15 protein-coding genes are annotated in these 17,214 nt (G+C 73.6%); 8 read left to right on the top strand and 7 right to left on the bottom strand.

The window, feature by feature from the left end; all coding sequences use genetic code 11:
* Positions 1–33 precede the first annotated feature (33 nt).
* Positions 34–1,233: an esterase-like activity of phytase family protein gene (locus FXF68_RS29995; RefSeq protein ID WP_246179022.1), complete on the top strand. Its 1,200-nt coding sequence runs from the start codon at positions 34–36 to the stop codon at positions 1,231–1,233.
* Positions 1,234–1,310: 77 nt separating this feature from the next.
* Here FXF68_RS29995 and FXF68_RS30000 read toward each other — a convergent pair whose 3' ends face one another.
* The 3 genes from FXF68_RS30000 to FXF68_RS30010 form a co-directional block, all read right to left on the bottom strand.
* The gene (locus FXF68_RS30000; RefSeq protein WP_148765100.1) at positions 1,311–2,672 is read right to left on the bottom strand and encodes an RNA polymerase sigma factor; all 1,362 of its coding nucleotides are present in this window, start codon (positions 2,670–2,672) and stop codon (positions 1,311–1,313) included.
* Positions 2,673–2,938: 266 nt separating this feature from the next.
* Positions 2,939–3,952: a cation diffusion facilitator family transporter gene (locus FXF68_RS30005; RefSeq protein ID WP_148765102.1), complete on the bottom strand. Its 1,014-nt coding sequence runs from the start codon at positions 3,950–3,952 to the stop codon at positions 2,939–2,941.
* Between the two features lie 43 nt (positions 3,953–3,995).
* Complete coding sequence (locus FXF68_RS30010; RefSeq protein WP_148765104.1) at positions 3,996–5,162, bottom strand: AMP-binding protein; 1,167 nt, start codon at positions 5,160–5,162, stop codon at positions 3,996–3,998.
* 126 nt (positions 5,163–5,288) lie between these two features.
* Here FXF68_RS30010 and FXF68_RS30015 point away from each other — a divergent pair, with 126 nt between their 5' ends.
* From FXF68_RS30015 to menD, 3 genes are all read left to right on the top strand, one after another.
* On the top strand, positions 5,289–6,188 hold the full coding sequence (locus FXF68_RS30015) for a 1,4-dihydroxy-2-naphthoyl-CoA synthase (protein WP_148765106.1): 900 nt from the start codon (positions 5,289–5,291) through the stop codon (positions 6,186–6,188).
* An 87-nt stretch (positions 6,189–6,275) separates the two neighbouring features.
* Positions 6,276–7,229, top strand: a complete 954-nt coding sequence (locus FXF68_RS30020; protein WP_148765108.1) for an o-succinylbenzoate synthase — start codon at positions 6,276–6,278, stop codon at positions 7,227–7,229.
* 58 nt (positions 7,230–7,287) lie between these two features.
* A complete protein-coding gene (gene menD / locus FXF68_RS30025) occupies positions 7,288–8,955 on the top strand; it encodes a 2-succinyl-5-enolpyruvyl-6-hydroxy-3-cyclohexene-1-carboxylic-acid synthase (protein ID WP_148765110.1) in 1,668 nt (555 codons plus the stop codon).
* A gap of 103 nt (positions 8,956–9,058) precedes the next feature.
* Here the strand turns inward: menD and FXF68_RS30030 are convergent, their stop codons facing one another.
* Complete coding sequence (locus FXF68_RS30030; protein WP_148765112.1) at positions 9,059–9,880, bottom strand: tyrosine-protein phosphatase; 822 nt, start codon at positions 9,878–9,880, stop codon at positions 9,059–9,061.
* Between the two features lie 259 nt (positions 9,881–10,139).
* On the opposite strand from FXF68_RS30030, the gene FXF68_RS30035 reads away from it, so the two are divergent.
* The gene (locus FXF68_RS30035) at positions 10,140–11,186 is read left to right on the top strand and encodes a fatty acid desaturase family protein (RefSeq protein ID WP_148765114.1); all 1,047 of its coding nucleotides are present in this window, start codon (positions 10,140–10,142) and stop codon (positions 11,184–11,186) included.
* Between the two features lie 38 nt (positions 11,187–11,224).
* Complete coding sequence (locus FXF68_RS30040) at positions 11,225–12,040, top strand: Fpg/Nei family DNA glycosylase (protein WP_148765116.1); 816 nt, start codon at positions 11,225–11,227, stop codon at positions 12,038–12,040.
* A gap of 99 nt (positions 12,041–12,139) precedes the next feature.
* On the opposite strand, the gene FXF68_RS30045 is transcribed toward FXF68_RS30040, so the two are convergent.
* Positions 12,140–13,414 carry a cation:proton antiporter gene (locus FXF68_RS30045; RefSeq protein ID WP_148765118.1) on the bottom strand — a complete coding sequence of 425 codons (1,275 nt, stop codon included), beginning with the start codon at positions 13,412–13,414 and terminating at the stop codon, positions 12,140–12,142.
* 6 nt (positions 13,415–13,420) lie between these two features.
* Positions 13,421–13,903 carry a cation:proton antiporter regulatory subunit gene (locus FXF68_RS30050; RefSeq protein WP_187438168.1) on the bottom strand — a complete coding sequence of 161 codons (483 nt, stop codon included), beginning with the start codon at positions 13,901–13,903 and terminating at the stop codon, positions 13,421–13,423.
* A gap of 309 nt (positions 13,904–14,212) precedes the next feature.
* Between FXF68_RS30050 and FXF68_RS30055 the strand changes: the two genes are divergently transcribed.
* Positions 14,213–14,656, top strand: a complete 444-nt coding sequence (locus FXF68_RS30055; RefSeq protein ID WP_342787194.1) for an RNA polymerase sigma factor — start codon at positions 14,213–14,215, stop codon at positions 14,654–14,656.
* On the top strand, positions 14,649–15,683 hold the full coding sequence (locus FXF68_RS30060) for a CU044_5270 family protein (RefSeq protein ID WP_246179024.1): 1,035 nt from the start codon (positions 14,649–14,651) through the stop codon (positions 15,681–15,683). Before FXF68_RS30055 ends, FXF68_RS30060 begins: the two co-directional genes overlap by 8 nt.
* A 105-nt stretch (positions 15,684–15,788) precedes the next feature.
* On the opposite strand, the gene FXF68_RS30065 is transcribed toward FXF68_RS30060, so the two are convergent.
* Positions 15,789–17,030, bottom strand: coding sequence for an isochorismate synthase (locus FXF68_RS30065; RefSeq protein ID WP_148765122.1), 1,242 nt, complete (start codon positions 17,028–17,030; stop codon positions 15,789–15,791).
* Positions 17,031–17,214: the final 184 nt, after the last annotated feature.

Genomic DNA, 17,214 nt, shown 5'->3' on the forward strand with positions numbered 1-17,214 from the left:
GTCTGCTCGGATTCGAAGGGTGATGGTATCCAGGTGAACGGGTATCGGGCGATGTGGCGTGGGACGGCGGCCGTGGCGGCGGTCGTCGCGGCGACGGCGGTCCCCGCGACGGCGGACGGGCGGCCGGCCCACGCCGTCCCCGCGGCGCGGGCGGCGGACGCGGGGCCGGGGCTGCGGATCACGCGGTTCCTGGGGGAGCGGACCCTCCCGCACATGATGAGGTTCGAGGGCACGACCGTCGGCGGCCTGTCGGGCATCGACCGCGACCCCCGCACGGGGACGTGGTACATGATCTCCGACGACCGCTGGCGCTACGACCCGGCCCGCTTCTACACCGGGAGCGTCGACATCGACCCGCGCACCGGCGCGTTCTCCGGCGTCCGGATCAGCGGGGTCTCGACGCTGCGGCGGGCGGACGGCACCCCCTATCCGGCGTTCGGGCGGCCCGAGTCCGCCGATCCGGAGAGCATCCGCTACGACCCGGAGTCGGGACGGGTCCTGTGGGGCGACGAGGGCGACCGTCCGGACGAGGCCCACGCGGGCATCCCGGTGTCCGACCTGTCGGTGCGGTGGGCGCGCCGCGACGGCGCCTACGGCGGTGAGGTGACCGTCCCGCCGAACCTGAAGCAGACCGACGGGCATCGCGGGCCGCGCCGCAACTTCGGGTTCGAGGGCGTGACACTCACCCGGGACGGCGTCGCCGCGATGGTCGAGGGGCCCCGCTACGAGGACGGCGACCCGCCGTCCACCCGGCACGGCGCGCTCGCCCGGCTCACGCTGTGGGACCGGTCGGGGCGGGCGCGGGCGCAGTACGCCTACCCGGTCGACCGGCTCGCGGCGGCGCCCGTCCCGGCGGACGGCGGCGCCGACAGCGGCGTCTCGGAGATCCTCGCGGTGGGGCGCCACCGGTTCCTGGCGCTGGAGCGGTCGTGGATCGAGGGCGTCGGGTACAAGGCGAAGCTGTACGAGTTCGACACGCGCGGCGCGTCCGACGTCCTCGGCCACGACTCGCTGGCCCGCGGCGCCGGGTACCGGGCGGTCTCCAAGCGGCTCGTCGCCGACCTCGGCCGCTTCGGCGGGACGACCCAGAACCTGGAGTCGATGAGCTGGGGGCCGCGGCTGCGCTCGGGCGAGTGCACGCTGGTGGTCGGGTCGGACGACAACTTCGACTCGCGGGAGGTCACGCAGTTCCTGGCGTTCGCCGTGGACGGCTGCCGCTCCGTGCCCCGCTGAACCGGCCAAAACCGCGGATGGGAAGGCCCGCTGGACCGGTACCGGTCCAGCGGGCCTTTCCACGGGTCGGGCGCGTGTCAGACGGCGAAGTCGAGCAGCGGGCTCGCGTTGCTCGGGTGCCGCAGTTTGGACAGCGACTCCTTCTCCAGCTGCCGGATCCGCTCGCGGGTCAGCCCGAGCGCCTTGCCGATCTCGTCGAGGGTGCGGGGCGTCCCGTCGTACAGCCCGAACCGCATCGCCATGATCTTGGCCTCGCGCGGCGACAGGATGTCGAGGGTGCGGCGCAGCTGGTCGGCCATGAGCTGCCGGTCGACCAGCTCGGACGCCTCGGGGCAGTCGGTGTCCTCGATGAGGTCGCCGATGCGGGTCTCGCCGTCCTCGCCGATGGTGGAGTCCAGGCTGATCGGCTGGCGGCTGGTGCGCAGCAGCTCGCGGACCTGCTCGGGGCTCTTGTCGAGCTCGGCGGCCAGCTCCTCGGGGGTGGGCTCACGGCCGAGGCGCTGGTGCATGTCGCGCTCGACGCGGCTGAGCTTGCTCAGCATCTCCAGGACGTGGACGGGCAGCCGGATCGTCCTGGCCGAGTCGGCGAACCCGCGCTGGATCGCCTGCCGGATCCACCACATGGCGTAGGTGGAGAACTTGTAGCCCTTGGAGTAGTCGAACTTCTCCACGGCGCGGATCAGGCCGAGGTTGCCCTCCTGGACGACGTCCAGCAGCGACAGGCCCCGGTCGGAGTACTTCTTGGCGACCGAGACCACGAGCCGGAGGTTGGCCTCCAGCATGTGCGCCTTGGCGCGGCGGCCGTCGGCGGCGACCCATTCCAGGTCGGCGCGCACGGCGGGGGAGAGGTCGTCGTTCTCCAGCTTGTGCTCGGCGTACAGGCCGGCCTCGATGCGCTTGGCGAGGTCGACCTCCTGCTCGGCGGTGAGGAGCTGGCGGCGTCCGATGGCCTTGAGGTAGGTGTGGACGGAGTCGCCCATGGCGGTGGACTGGTCGTCCAGGTCGGCTCCGGTGTCGGCGGCCTCGACCTCGGTGACCTCGAACCCGTCGTCGGGGGACGCGGCGTCCTCGTCGCGGCTCCGCGCCGGGGCCTTCTCGGCGGACCTGCCCGCCGTCCTGCCGGCGCTCTTGCGGGTCTTGGCGCTCTTGGCCGGGCGCCGGGCGGTGCCGGGCGTCGCCTGGGCGGTGTCGCCGCCGTCGTGCTCGGCGGCCGCGGCCATCTTGCGGACGGTGTCGGCCTCCCCGGCCAGGCTGATCCCGGCCTCGGACAGCTCGCGTAGGATGGAGCGGCCCTGCGCCGGGCTGAGGCCGGCCGATTCGAAGGCCCCCCGCACCTCGTCGAGCGAGAGGCGCCCTTGGGCGCGGCCACGCTTCAGGAGGTCGTCGAGCGCGGGGCTCGCCGACTCCGTGAGCGGGGTCTCTACGGCGCTTCGCGGCATGGGGACACCCCCCTCCCTTCGGTGGTGTGAGTGCGGCGCGGATTGTGTTCGCTCGTGGCGCACGCACTTAACGGAACGTCGCGGAGCCGGTCCGTTGTTCCCGGCGCCGGGGGATCGGCGTCCCGATGGGGATCGTCGGAGGAGCGATCCAGTGGATCGTGGTGCCCGAGGCGGGGCGTTTCACACGCCGTTTCGCACCGCCGTCCCGGACAGGACCTACCTTACTGCGTAAAGGCCCTGAGCGTTGGCGATTCCCCCAAGAGAACCTACGATTCCGAGCGCTTGGGACGCAGCGTCCCGCCGTACCGGGCGATGACACGTTCGCGCAGCTCAGGGTCGTCGCGGGGGACGGGTTCGAGGAAGACCTCGTCGATCTCCTCGTGCGCGCCGCGCAGCTCGTGCGCCATCCGGACGCAGGCGCGCTCGACGTCCCCGGCGGTGAGGGAGTCGCGGAAGTCCAGCCGGGCGCAGACGAGGACGCGGTCGGCGCCGAACGTCACGGTGACGATGTCGACGACCCAGTCGATCTCGGGCTCGTCGCCGAGGCGGGCGCGGACGTCGGCGACGAGCCGCGGGTCGGCCTGCGTGCCGATCAGCAGGCTGAGATTGATCCGGCCGAGGATGAGCGCGACGGCGGTGAGCAGCACGCCGATGAGGAGCGACCCGACGGCGTCCCAGACGGCGGAGCCGGTGAGCTGGTGCAGGCCGAGGCCGCCGAAGGCGAGGAGGAGGCCGATCAGGGCGGCGGAGTCCTCCAGCAGGACGCTGACGGACGCGGGCTCGTCGGTGCGGCGGATGTAGGCGCCGAGCGGCAGGTCCGCGGCGCGGGCGGCGTCGCGGACCTGCCGGATCGCCTGCTGCCACGACACCGCCTCCAGGACGAACGCGATGCCGAGGACGGCGAAGCCGACGACCGGGCCGCCCTCGTCGCCCGTCCGGTGCCCGAGGAGGGTCTGGACGCCCTGGTAGTAGGAGAACAGGGCGCCCATTCCGAAGATGGCGACGGCGACGAGGAGCGTCCAGATGTAGCGCTCCTTGCCGTAGCCGAGGGGGTGGCGGCGGTCGGCGGGGCGCCCGCTGCGCCGCAGCCCGACCATGAGCAGGACCTCGTTGAAGGTGTCGGCGACCGAGTGCGCGGCCTCGGCGGCCAGGGACGCCGACCCGGTGATCAGCGCGGCGACGATCTTCGCGATGGCGATACCCAGGTTGGCGGCGAGGGCGAGCGCGACGGTGAGGGTGCTCTCGTCGCCGGTTTCGTGGTCGGTCTCGTCCGGAGGCATGCTCGTGCATCTCCCCGGGAGACGGGCCCGCCATGCGCTCGGATCAGGAGCGGGGGGCTCGCAGCCGGGCGCGGTCGGGCTTGCCGGAGGCGAGCAGCGGGATGGCGTCGACGAGTTCCAGCTCGCGGGGCGCGGCGTGGGCGGGCATGGTCTCGCGGACGAGGGCGCGCAGTTCGGGCAGGTCGGGGCGGTCGGCCGAGCCGGGCACGACGACGGCGGTCACGCGCTCGCCCCAGTCGGGGTCGGGGCGTCCGACGACGACGACGTCGCGGACGCCGGGATGCCGGGCGAGCGCGGCGGCGACCTCGCCCGCGACGACCTTCTCGCCGCCGGTGTTGATCACGTCGTCGACGCGGCCGCGGACGCGGAGCAGGCCGTCCTCCAGGGCGCCGAGGTCCTGGGTGACGAACCAGTCGCCGTCGCGGGCGGCGGCGGTCAGGTCGGGGCGCAGCCGGTAGCCGGTGAACAGGGACGGCCCGGCGAGGCGGATGCGGCCGTCCGGGGTGAGATCGGCGCGCATGCCGGGCAGGGGCGTCCCGTCGTAGACGCAGCCGCCGCAGGTCTCGCTCATGCCGTAGGTGGTGTGGACGCGGGCGCCGCGGTCGCGGGCCTCGGCGAGCAGGGCGGGCGGGGCGGCGGCGCCGCCGAGGACGATGGCGCCGAGCCGGGCGAGGTCGGCGCCGGCGTCCAGGAGGCGGCGCAGCTGGGTGGGGACGAGGGACACGTGCGTGCCGGGCGGCGCGGCCTCGATGGCGGCGGGGTCGAAGCGGGGCGTGATGATCGGTTCGGTTCCGGCGGCGAGGGCGCGGACGAGGACCTGGACGCCGGAGATGTGGCTGGTCGGGACGCAGCACAGCCACCGGTCGCCCGGGGCGGCGCCGATGCGGTCGAGGGTGCCCGCGGCGGAGTGCCGCAGCGCGGCGGCGGACAGCTCGGCGATCTTGGGGGTGCCGGTGGAGCCGGACGTGGCGATCAGCACGGCGGTGCCGGGCGCGACGGGGACGCGCCCGGCCGAGGACGCGCGGGGCCGCAGCCCGTCGGAGGTCTCGACGGCGTCCGGAGCGAGGGCGTCCAGCAGGGCGCGGAGGGCGGGCTCGGGCGTCGCGGGGGAGATCGGGCAGATCGCGGGACCGCCGTCGAGCGCGGCCGCGAGGGCGCGCAGCAGCCGCGGGCCCGGCGGCAGGACGACGGCGTGCAGTGGACGATCCATGGCGCCATCAGCGTAGACGACCCCGCTGAACGCGTTCAAACGGGGAGGCGGTTGAATGGACGCGAGCGCCGCCGCCCCCGGGGCGGGCGCGGGCCGCCCGGCCGGATCGCCGACGGAGAGGAAGCCATGGTCTCGGAGCTGTTCGACGCGGACGCCTGGAAAGAGGTCGAGGGGTTCGGGTTCACCGACATCACCTATCACCGCGCGGTGGACCACGGGACGGTCCGGGTGGCGTTCGACCGTCCCGAGGTGCGCAACGCGTTCCGCCCGCACACCGTCGACGAGCTGTACCGGGCGCTGGACCACGCGCGGATGTCCAGCGACGTCGGCTGCGTCCTGCTGACGGGCAACGGCCCGTCGCCGCGCGACGGCGGCTGGGCGTTCTGCTCGGGCGGCGACCAGCGCATCCGCGGCAAGGACGGCTACAAGTACGCCGACGGCGACACCTCCGACACGATCGACCCGGCGCGGGCGGGGCGGCTGCACATCCTGGAGGTGCAGCGGCTGATCCGGTTCATGGGCAAGGTCGTGATCTGCGTGGTGCCGGGCTGGGCGGCGGGCGGCGGGCACAGCCTGCACGTGGTGTGCGACCTGACCCTGGCGAGCCGGGAGCACGCGCGGTTCAAGCAGACCGACGCGGACGTGGCGAGCTTCGACGGCGGGTTCGGGTCGGCGTACCTGGCGCGGCAGGTCGGCCAGAAGTTCGCCCGGGAGATCTTCTTCCTGGGCGACGCCTACGACGCGGAGGCGGCGCACCGGATGGGGATGGTGAACGCGGTCGTCCCGCACGCCGAGCTGGAGGCGACGGCGCTGGAGTGGGCGCGGAAGGTCAACGGGAAGAGCCCGACGGCGCAGCGGATGCTGAAGTACGCGTTCAACCTGATCGACGACGGGCTCGTCGGGCAGCAGGTGTTCGCGGGGGAGGCGACACGGCTCGCCTACGGCACCGACGAGGCGGCCGAGGGCCGGGACTCGTTCCTGGAGAAGCGCGCCCCCGATTGGTCGCGTTACCCGTGGTATTACTAGGCATCTAACGCACGGTGTGATCTGGAATGCCGTGATAGTGGCGTGATGGTCCGCTGATTCGGCGGGCGAGGTCTGGGGGTCTGGCGGGTGCGGGTGTACTCCATCCCGATGCGGACGCGGTTCCGCGGTGTGACGCGGCGGGACGGTCTCCTCGTGCGCGGCCCGGCCGGGTGGGGGGAGTTCTCGCCGTTCGCCGAGTACGGCCCGGCGGAGTGCGCGCGGTGGCTGGCGGCGGCGCGGGAGGCGGCGTTCGAGGGGTGGCCGGCGCCGGTCCGCGACCGGGTGCCGGTGAACGCGACGATCCCGGCGGTCGGTCCGGAGCGGGCGTTCGAGCTGGCCAAGGAGTCGGGGTGCCGGACGGCGAAGGTGAAGGTGGCCGAGCGGGGCCAGTCCGACGCCGACGACCTGGCGCGGGTGGAGGCGGTCCGCGACGCGCTCGGCCCGGAGGGCCTGGTCCGCGTCGACGTGAACGGGGCGTGGGACGTCGACCACGCGGCCCGGATGGTCCGGTCGCTGGACCGGTGGGGCCTAGAGTACGTGGAGCAGCCGTGCGCGACGCTCGCGGAGCTCGCGGCGGTGCGGCGGCGGGTGGACGTGCCGGTCGCCGCGGACGAGTCGATCCGCCGCGCCGAGGACCCGCTGAAGGTGCGGGCGGCGGAGGCGGCCGACATCGCGGTGCTGAAGGTGCAGCCGCTCGGCGGGGTCGCGGCGGCGCTGCGGGTGGCCGAGGCGTGCGGGCTGCCGGTGGTGGTGTCGAGCGCGGTGGAGACGTCGGTGGGCCTCGCGGCCGGGGTGGCGCTGGCCGCCGCCCTGCCGGAGCTGCCGTACGCGTGCGGGCTGGGGACGCTGTCGCTGCTGGCGGGCGACGTGGTCGCCGATCCGCTGTGGCCGGTGGCGGGCGAGATCGCGGTGCGGCGTCCCGAGGTGGACGAGGCGTCCCTCGCCCGGTGGGAGGCGCCCGACGCGGCCGGCTGGCGGGCCAGGGCGCTGGCGGCGCAGGAGCGTCTGGACGGCCCGGACGTGATCGAGGCGGCCCGATGACCGCGGCGAGGCGAGGATCTCCGGGCCCTGTTCCCAGGGGCGGGAAAGGCGGGGCGTCGTGAACCCGGCGACCGCGCTGGCCACCGTCCTGGTGGACGAGCTGCTGCGGTGCGGGATGACCGACGCGGTGCTGGCGCCGGGCTCGCGGTCGGCGCCGCTGGCGCTGGCGCTGCACGCGGCCGAGGAGGCGGGGCGGCTGCGGCTGCACGTCCGGATCGACGAGCGGTCGGCGTCGTTCCTCGGTCTCGGGCTGGCGAAGCGGTCGGGGCGGCCGGTGGCGCTGGTGTGCACGTCGGGGACGGCGGCGGCGAACTTCCACCCGGCCGTGGTGGAGGCGCACGAGTCGTGCGTCCCGCTGGTGGTGGTCACCGCGGACCGTCCGCCCGAGCTGCGGGACACGGGCGCGAACCAGACGATCGACCAGGTGAAGCTGTACGGGACGGCGGTGCGGTGGTCCACCGAGGTGGGCGTGCCGGAGAACCGTCCGGGGATGGTGGCGTACTGGCGGTCGCTGGTGAGCCGGGCGTGGGGGCTGGCGCAGGCGCCGGCGGCGGGCCCGGTGCATCTGAACGCGGCGTTCCGGGAGCCGCTGATCCCGGACGGCGACGAGTCGTGGTGCGAGCCCCTCGACGGCGACGCGACCGGCGCGTGGACGAAGGTGCGCGCGGCGACGCCGGGGTCGGTGCTGCACGTCCCGCCGACCCGCCGGGGTGTGCTGGTGGTGGGGGACGGGGCGTCCAACGTCAAGCGGTACGTGGCGGCGGCGTCGATGGCGGGCTGGCCGGTGCTGGCGGAGCCGAACGGCAACGCCCGCTACGGCGACCACGCGCTGTCGTCGCACCATTTCCTGCTGGGGGTGGGGGAGTTCGTGGAGCGGCACCGCCCGGAGGTGGTGGTGACGCTCGGCAAGCCGGGGCTGTCGCGTCCGCTGCTGTCGCTGCTGCGGCGGGCGGAGGAGCACATCGTCCTGTCGCCTGACCTGGCGCGCTGGCCGGACCCGGTGCGGTCGGCGACGCAGGTCGCGCAGGAGGTCGAGATCCCGGTGGTGTCCGGGGACGACGCGTGGCTGAAGTCGTGGCGGACCGCCGACCTGGCCGCCGCGGCGGCCGTGGACGAGGTGCTGGACGCGGCGCCCGGGGTGAGCGAGCCGCGGCTGGCCCGCGACCTGGTGGCGGGGCTGCCGGGCGGGTCGCTGCTGTTCACGGCGGCGAGCATGCCGATCCGCGACCTGGACCAGGTGATGCGGCCGCGGCGCGGGATCCGGGTCATGGCGAACCGGGGCGCGAGCGGGATCGACGGGCTGGTGTCCACGGCGATCGGCGCGGCGCTGGCGCACAGCGGCCGGTCGTACGCGCTGCTGGGCGACCTGGCGTTCCTGCACGACCAGAACGGCCTGGTCATCGGGCCGCGCGACGAGCGTCCCGACCTCGCGATCGTGGTGGTGAACAACCAGGGCGGCGGGATCTTCTCGCTGCTGCCGCAGGCGGCGCTGGCGGGCCCGTTCGAGCGGGTCTTCGGCACGCCGCACCAGGTGGACCTCGCGGGGGTGGCGGCGGCGCACGGCGTCCCGTATCGGCGGCTGGACGCGCCGGTCGACCTGCCGAAGGCGATCGCGGGGGAGGGCCTGCGGATCGTGGAGGCCCGCACCGACAGGGAAGCGAACGCGGCCCTGCACGCCGAGATGCGCAAGGCGGCCCACGCCGCCGTCCGAGCCGTCCTGTCCTGAGCCCTCACCGAGGGACGTCCTCGGTATTTCAACCTTCAACTTACAATGTAAAGGCCCTGGGCGTTGTGCCCCTCCCACATCCGAAAAATCAAAAACCAACCAACTAGTTCAGCAGCCGGGCGCGGAGGGCGTCGGTGTCGTCGGGCGTCCAGCCGTGGCCGGACAGCCAGCCGGTCGTGCCGCCGAACTCCTCGTCCACGCGGGTCAGGAGCTTGTCCATGACGGCCGGGTCGAGCCGGTGCGCGTCCGGGGGACGGGAGCTCAGGTCGTCGGCGTAGGTGGCGCTGGCGCGCAGCCGCTCCACGACCGCGTCGATGCGCTCGCCGCTCAGGGCGTAGTCGGTGACGATCGCCTCGCGGGTGACGCCCGCGACGTCGAGGGCGACGGCGCAGACGACGCCGGTGCGGTCCTTGCCCGCGGCGCAGTGGACGAGCGCGGCGCCGTCGGTGCGGGTCATCACGCGGAGGGCGGCGACGATGGAGTCGCCGCGGTCGGCGAGGTAGCCGAGGTAGAGGTCGATGGTGCGGTCCTGTTCGGCGGCGTCTGCCGGGCCGCCGGGCCGGTCCTGCCAGGGGAGCGCCTTGTCGACGTCGACCTGCGCTGTGGTCTCGGGCGCGGTGGCGGCGGCGTCGGTGTGGCGTCCGCGTTCGGGGAACAGCGACAACTGGTGGACGGTCACGGACGGTACCCGGGTCATGGGCCCGGGTCCTTCGAGCCGGACCTCGGCGTCGCTCCGCAAGTCGATGACGTTCTTGACCTCGTAGTCGTCGAGGAGGACGCGGACGTCGGCGACGGTGAGGTCTTGGAGGTTGTCGGCGCGGAGCACCCGGGCGCGGCGTGTGAGGTGTCCGTCGGTGGTGGGGAGGCCGCCCAGGTCGCGGGCGTTGGCGGCGCCGTGCAGGTCGATCCACCGGGTGTCGTCCATGAATTGTGACCCTATATGGCCGTCGTGCGAGGTCTTTCGCTCAGGGTCCGGTTCCCGGGGGCGTGCGTCCGGGCGGCGTGGGAGGTGGCGTGGTGGTACGGCGTGGCACGGGCGGTGGTCCGGGGGAGCGAGGGGTTGTGGGCCCGACCGGGACCTGGGAGCCAGTCCGGGGATGGCTCCGCAGCGTGGAGACGTCCCGGTCTTACGCTCCGTAGTTTTTCGGGCAGTCGCTTTCCCTGTTCCGTGAGATGGAGGCTTCATGCCCGCGACCCTGCACGCTCCGCCCGCCCCGCCCGTCCCGTCCGTAGCGGCGGGGAGGCCGGGGAGCGATTTCGCTCCGCTGGCGCGGCGGGTCCGCGAGAGCGGCCTGCTGGATCGGCGGCGCGGCTACTACGCGCGGGCGATCGGGCTGAACCTGGCGGCGACGGCGGCGGTGTGGGCGGCGATCGCGTGGGCGGGGGACGGGTGGTGGACGGTCCTGCTGGGGGTTCCGCTGGCGGTGCTGGCGGCGCGGACGGGGTTCCTCGGGCATGACGCGGGGCACCGGCAGATCGCGCGGAGCGCCCGCGCGAACCGGGTGCTGGGTCTGGTGCTGGGGAATCTGCTGTTGGGGATGGGGCACGGCTGGTGGAGCGACAAGCACAACCGGCATCACGCCAATCCGAACCATGTCGGGAAGGACCCGGACGTGGGGGAGGGGATCCTGGCGTGGACGCAGGAGCAGGCCGGGCGGCAGCGCGGGGTGTTGCGGTGGGTGGCGCGGCATCAGGCGGCGCTGTTCTTCCCGCTGCTGACGCTGGAGGGGCTGAACCTGAAGGTGGGGAGCCTGCTGTTCCTGCGGGGGCGGTCGCGGCGTGATCAGTTGGTGGAGGGCGGGTTGCTGCTCGCTCACGCGGCCGGGTATCTGGCGTTGGCGTTCACGTTGCTGCCGGCGGCGCAGGCGGTGGCGTTGATGGTGGTGCAGCATGCGCTGTTCGGTGTGCATCTGGGTGCGGTGTTCGCGCCGAACCACAAGGGGATGGCGATGCCGGCGCCGGGGGAGAAGTGGGATCATCTGCGGCGGCAGGTGCTGACGTCGCGGAACGTGCGGGGCGGCGTGGTGGTGGACTGGTTGATGGGCGGGTTGAACTACCAGATCGAGCACCATCTGTTCCCGGGGGTGCCGCGGTGCAGTCTGCGGCGGTTGCGTCCGCTGGTGCGGGAGCATTGCGCGGCGGTGGGCGTCCCGTATGCGGAGACGGGGTTGGTGGCGTCGTACCGGTTGGCGCTGGGGCACATGCGTGAGGTCGGTGAGCCGTTGCGGTAGGGGCCCGCGGGGGTGCGGCCGGGGGTTATGCTCCGGCCATGCCGGAGGGACATACCGTTCATCGTCTGGCCGCCGAGCATCAGCGAATGTTCGGCGGCCGTCGTGTCGAGGCGTCGAGTCCGCAGGGTCGTTTCGCGGAGGGTGCGGCGCGGCTGGACGGGCGGGTTGTGGTGGACGCGGACGCGCACGGGAAGCATCTGTTGCTGGGGTTCGATGATGATCGGACGTTGCACGTCCATCTGGGGATCTACGGCAAGTGGGTGTTCGGTGAGGGTGCGGCGCCGGTTCCGGTGGGTGCGGTGCGGTTGCGTTTGGTGGGCGGGTCGGGGTGGGCGGATCTGCGGGGTCCGAACGCGTGCGAGCTGCTGGAGCCGGGTGATGTGAAGGTGTTGCGTGACCGGTTGGGTCCTGATCCGTTGCGGGCGGACGGTGATCCGGAGGTGGCGTGGCGGCGGGTGGGGCGGTCGCGGACGCCGGTCGCGGTGTTGTTGATGGATCAGTCGGTGGTGGCGGGTCCGGGGAACATCTACCGGGCCGAGGTGCTGTTCCGGCAGGGGATCGATCCGCGGTTGCCGGGTCGTGGGTTGTCGCGGGGGCAGTGGCAGGGGATCTGGGACGATCTTGCGGTGTTGATGGCGGCGGGTGTGCGGGCGGGGCGGATCGACACGGTGCGTCCTAAGCACATGCCGGAGGCGATGGGGCGTCCGCCTCGGGTGGACGGTCACGGCGGTGAGGTGTACGTGTACCGGCGTGCGGGGTCGCCGTGTCTGGTGTGCGGGTCGGTGGTGGCGACGGTGGAGTTGGCGGGCCGGAACCTGTTCTGGTGTCCGGGCTGCCAGGCTCCGGAGGTTTAGCGGCCCGGAGGTTTAGCGGCCCGGAGGTTTAGCGGCCCGGAGGTTTAGCGGCCCGGAGGTTTAGCGGCCCGGAGGTTTAGCGGCTGGGCGGTGTGGGGGTCAGGCGGGTTCGGCGGCGTCGTGGTGCCCGGTGGTGGTGTCGGGTGCGGGCCGGGCGGCGGGGAGTGGGACGTCGTCGTCGGTTTGCGGGGCGGGTCGTCTGGTGCGTAGTCGTGCGGCGCGGCGGGTGCGGAGGCGGGTGGCGAGGGGTTCGGCGCCGCGGGCGAGGACGGGTCCGGCGACGGCGAGGATGAGGACGTAGGCGGCGGCGAGGGGGCCGAGGCGGGGGTTGGTGCCCGCGCTGACGGCGAGTCCGGCGATGACGATGTTGAATTCGCCGCGGGGGACGAGGGCGGTCCCGGCGCGGAGGCGTCCGGTGGGGGCGATTCCGGCGCGGCGGGCGGCGATCCAGCCGGTGGCGAGTTTGGTGAGGATTCCGGTGGCGGCGAGGAGCGCGGCGACGGCGAGGACGGGTGGGAGGTCGCCGGGGTCGGTGTGGAGTCCGAAGAAGACGAAGAAGACGGCGGCGAACAGGTCGCGGAGCGGGGTGAGGAGTTTCTGGGCGGTGTGGGCGAGGCTGCCGGACAGGGCGATGCCGACGAGGAACGCGCCGACCGCGGCGGACACCTGGAGTTGTTGGGCGATGCCGGCGACGAGGAGTGTGAGGCCGAGGACTTTGAGGAGGAGGACTTCTTCGCTGGGTGAGGCGACGAAGCGTTCGACGAGGGCGCCGTGGCGGAGGGCGATGTAGAGGATGGCGGTGATGGTGGCGGCGGCGATGGCGAGTGCGGCGGCGCCGCCGAGGAGTCCGGCTCCGGCGAGGAGTGCGGTGAGGATGGGCAGGTAGGCGGCCATGGTGAGGTCTTCGAACACGAGGATCGACAGGACGGCGGGTGTTTCGCGGTTGCCGAGCCAGCCGAGGTCGCCGATGACTTTGGCGGTGATGCCGGAGGAGGTGACGTAGGTGACGCCGGCCATGGCGACGGCGGCGACGGGTCCCCAGCCGAGGAGGAGCGCGGCGATGGCGCCGGGTGCGGCGTTGAGGGCGAGGTCGGCGAGGCCGACGGGGGCGGAGGTGCGGAGGGTGCCGACGAGTTCGTCGGCGGTGTATTCGAGGCCGAGGGTGAACAGGAGCAGGATGACGCCGACCTCGGCGCCGATGGAGACGAAGTCTTCGCTGGTGGTGAGGGGGAGGATGCCGCCGGAGCCGAAGGCGAGGCCGGCGATGAGGTAGAGGGGGATGGGGGAGATGGAGAAGCGGACGGACACGGCGCCGAGGAGGCCGAGGGCGAGGATGATGGCGCCGAGTTCGATGAGTTGGACGGCTGATTCCATGCGGGGTCAGCCGTGGGCGAGGATGTCGGCGACGGCGGTGGTGCCTTCGCCGGTGCCGACGACCACGACGATGTCGCCCGCGGTGAAGACGAAGTCGGGGCGGGGGCTGGCGGCGACCTGTCCGCCGCGGACGACGGCGACGATGGAGGCGCCGGTGCGGGTGCGGGAGCGGGTGTCGGCGAGGGGTCGTCCGTCGTAGGGGGATCCGGCGGCGATGGGGATCTGTTCGGTGACGAGTCCTTCGACCTGCCGGTGGAGTTCGGCGAGGTGTTCCAGGACGCGGCCGGTGCCGAGGAGTTCGGCGATGGCGTTGGCCTCTTCGGCGGTGAGGGCGACGGTGGCGATGCAGCTGTCGGGGTCTTCGCGGTCGTAGATGACGAGGTCGCGGCGTCCGGTGCGGTGGGAGATGACGCCGATCTGGCGGCCTCGTCCGGTGGTGATGACGTGCTGCAGGCCGATGCCGGGCAGGGCTGTCCGTTCGACGTCCACGGTGCTCGGGTCCTCCGTTGGTGCTGGTGGGTCGTGGTCGACCGTACCGGGTGCGCCGTGTCGCCCTTCACCGCCGGTGGGGGTGGTGGGAACCGTTCGGGTGCGGTTCGGCAATAGGGGGTGACCTGATCGGAAGCCCGAGAGGCCCAGACACATGAGTGAATCGAGCCCGTCGGAGGCCGACGACGCCGCCGTGATCGAGTGGTCGCGGCGGTGTCCGGAGGCGTTCGCCGAGGTGTTCAGGCGGCACGCCCCCGATGTGAAGCGGTATGTCACCCGGAGGTGGGGCGGGACGCGGCCGAGGACGTGGTGGCGGAGACGTTCCTGGCGGCGTTCCGGCAGCGTGACCGGTATGACCTGGCGCGGCGTGACGCGCGGCCGTGGTTGTACGGGATCGCGACGAATCTGGTCGGCCGGTATGTGCGGGACGAGGTGCGTCAGCTGCGTGCGGTGCAGCGCGGCGGTCGTGATGTGGTTTCTGAGCCGTTCACGGATCGCAGTGATGAGCGGGTGAGCGCGCAGGCGCACGGGCGGCGGCTGGCGGGGGCGCTGGCGTCCTTGCCGGAGGGGCATCGTGACGCGCTGCTGCTGGTCGTGTGGGGTGGTTTGACGTATCCGGAGGCCGCGGTCGCGCTGGAGGTGCGTGTCGGGACGGTGCGGTCGCGTGTCAGCAGGGCGCGCAAGCGGTTGCGGCGGGAGCTCGGTGCGATCGATCCCACGGTGTTCGTCAAGGAGGAGACGGTTCATGGATGAGATGACCGTGCTGGAGCGGTTCCGGGCGGAGGTTCCGCGTCCGGGCGTGGACGAGCTGCGCGCCGAGGAGGCCCGGCTGATGGCCGCGATCGCCGGGGCGGACGCGGGGGTGGAGTCCGCGCCTGTCCGGCGGGTGCGTCCGGCTCGTCGGGGGCGGTTGACGATCGGTGTGGCCGGGGGGCTGGCGGCCGCGGCGGCGGCCGGGGTCGTGGTGGTCACGGCGCGGGGGCCGGAGCGGGACGCGGTCACGCATGTCATGCCGGTCGCCGCGTCCCGGGTGCTCACGCGCGCCGCCGACGCCTCCACGGGGTTCCCCGAGCTGGATCCCAAGGCGGGGCAGTTCCTGGTGTTCGAGTCGCAGACGATGGATCCGGTGGAGTCGAACTCCGCGCAGGGGCATGCGCGGTATCTGGCGCGCAGCGTCCGGAAGGTGTGGCTGCCCGTGGAGGGCGACTCGACGCGGGGTGTCGTCGAGGTGCGGATGCTGGCGCCCAGGCCGTATCCGGGGTGGCCGATCCCGGCGTCCGCGGGCCGGGCCGGTCCGGGCGGCGGGCCGGAGAGGCTCGCTGACTTCGACGACAGGGCGGAGTTCCTGCGCAACGACTTCGCCTATGTCAGCCGTCTGCCGACCGAGCCGCGGAAGATGTACGAGCACCTTTACACCCGTCTCGGGACGGGTGCCCAGGCGGATGTGGAGGCGTGGATGCGGGTCGGGGGCCTGCTGACGGAGGCGTATCTTCCGTCGGCGCAGCGGGTCGCGCTGTACCGTGCCGCCGCGGCGATCCCGGGCGTCACGACGGTCGATGAGGCGGTGGACGCGGCGGGCCGGGCGGGCATCGCGGCGGCGAAGATCGTCGGCGGTGTGCGGCGGGAGTACATCTTCGACCGGCGCACGTATCGGTACCTGGGGCAGCGTGAGGTCGTCACGGACGCGGCCCTGGCCGGGGCTCCGGTGGGGAGCGTCCTGACGTCCACGGCGCAGCTGAAGGTGTCGGTCGCCGACCGCGCCCCGCGAGTCGGCTCCTAGCAGGCGTGGGCGGGCCTCGTCATCGTCGCCGGTGGCGGGGCCTCGCTCCTGCGCGGCCGGGAGGCGGGGCGTCCGGTGTCGGCGGGCGGCGGGATTCCCGGGTGGTCAGCCGTTGAGGGCGTATTGCATGGGGCGGAGTTTGGTGCGGGCTTCGGCGAGTTCGGCGTCGGGGTCGGAGTCGGCGACGATGCCGCAGCCGGCGAACAGGCGGGCGCGGGTGCCGTCGATCTCGGCGCAGCGCAGGGCGATGCCCCATTCGCCGTCGCCGCGGGCGTCGACCCAGCCGACGGGCCCGGCGTAGCGGCCGCGGTCCATGCCCTCGAGTTCGCGGATGAGGTCGAGGGCGGTGCCGGTGGGCGTGCCGGCGACGGCGGGGGTGGGGTGGAGCGCGGCGACGACGTCGAGGACGGACCGGTCGGCGGCCAGGCGTCCCCGGACGGGCGAGGCGAGATGGGTGAGGTTGGGGAGCGTGAGGAGTTCAGGCTCGTCGGGGACGGTGAGTTCGGCGCAGAGGGGGGCGAGGGCGTCGCGGACCATGTCGGCGGCGTAGCGGTGTTCCTCGCGGTCCTTGGCGGAGGCGAACAGGCGGGCGGCGCGGGCGCGGTCGTCGGCGGGTCCGGCGCCGCGGGCGGTGGTTCCGGCGAGGACGAGGGATTCGATGTCGCCGCCGGTGCGGCGGATGAGGAGTTCGGGGGTGGCGCCGACGAGTCCGGCGCAGGAGAAGGCGTAGCAGGCGGGGAACCGGTCGGCGAGGCGGCGCAGGAGGACGCGGGCGTCGATGGGCGCGGCGGCGCGGGCGGTGACGTCGCGGGCGAGGACGACCTTGCCGAGGCGTCCGTCCCTGATGCGGGCGACGGCGGCGGCGACGGCGTCCTTCCAGGCGTGCTCGGGGAGGGCGCCCTGGCTCCAGGCGAGGCCGGTCGGGGCGGCGGGAGGCGTGGTGTGGGTGAGGGGCTCGGCGTCGTCGCCGATGGTGGTGAGCCAGGCGACGCCGTTGCGGCGGCCGAGGACGCGGCGCGGGACGATGAGGACGGAGTCGGGCGACTTGGGGTCGAACCCGAACGATCCGAACGCGACGGGGCCGGTGCCGGGGAGGGCGACGGGGTCGTCGACGTCGGCGGCGCCGAACAGGCGGGTGAGGAGCCGTGCGGCGTCGGTGAACCGGTCGTCGCCGTCGCCGCCGGGGAGGGTGAGGCGGGCGGCCTCGCCCCAGCCGACGATGCCCTGCCCGTTGCGGATCCAGGCGAGCGCGGTCGGGTGCGGAAGCCGCGCGACGAGGTCGCCCGGGTCGGGGACCGGGACGGTGCGGACGGACAGGCGGTCCGGTGCGGTCACGGCGAGCTTCACGCGACCCACTGTACGACAGATTTGAACCTGTTCAAACGGGTGGGGGCGGGGCGCGCGGTGAGGTGTGCGCCACATCCGGGGCGCCGAACGGCCCCGCGACGCCGCACGACAGGTCGTACGGGACGGCCCGCCCGGCCGCCCGTCCCTTCGTGCGGGAGGGCGGTGTCCGGTGCGGGCTTGGATT

This window comes from Actinomadura decatromicini (genome assembly GCF_008121305.1).
GTDB lineage: Bacteria > Actinomycetota > Actinomycetes > Streptosporangiales > Streptosporangiaceae > Spirillospora > Spirillospora syzygii.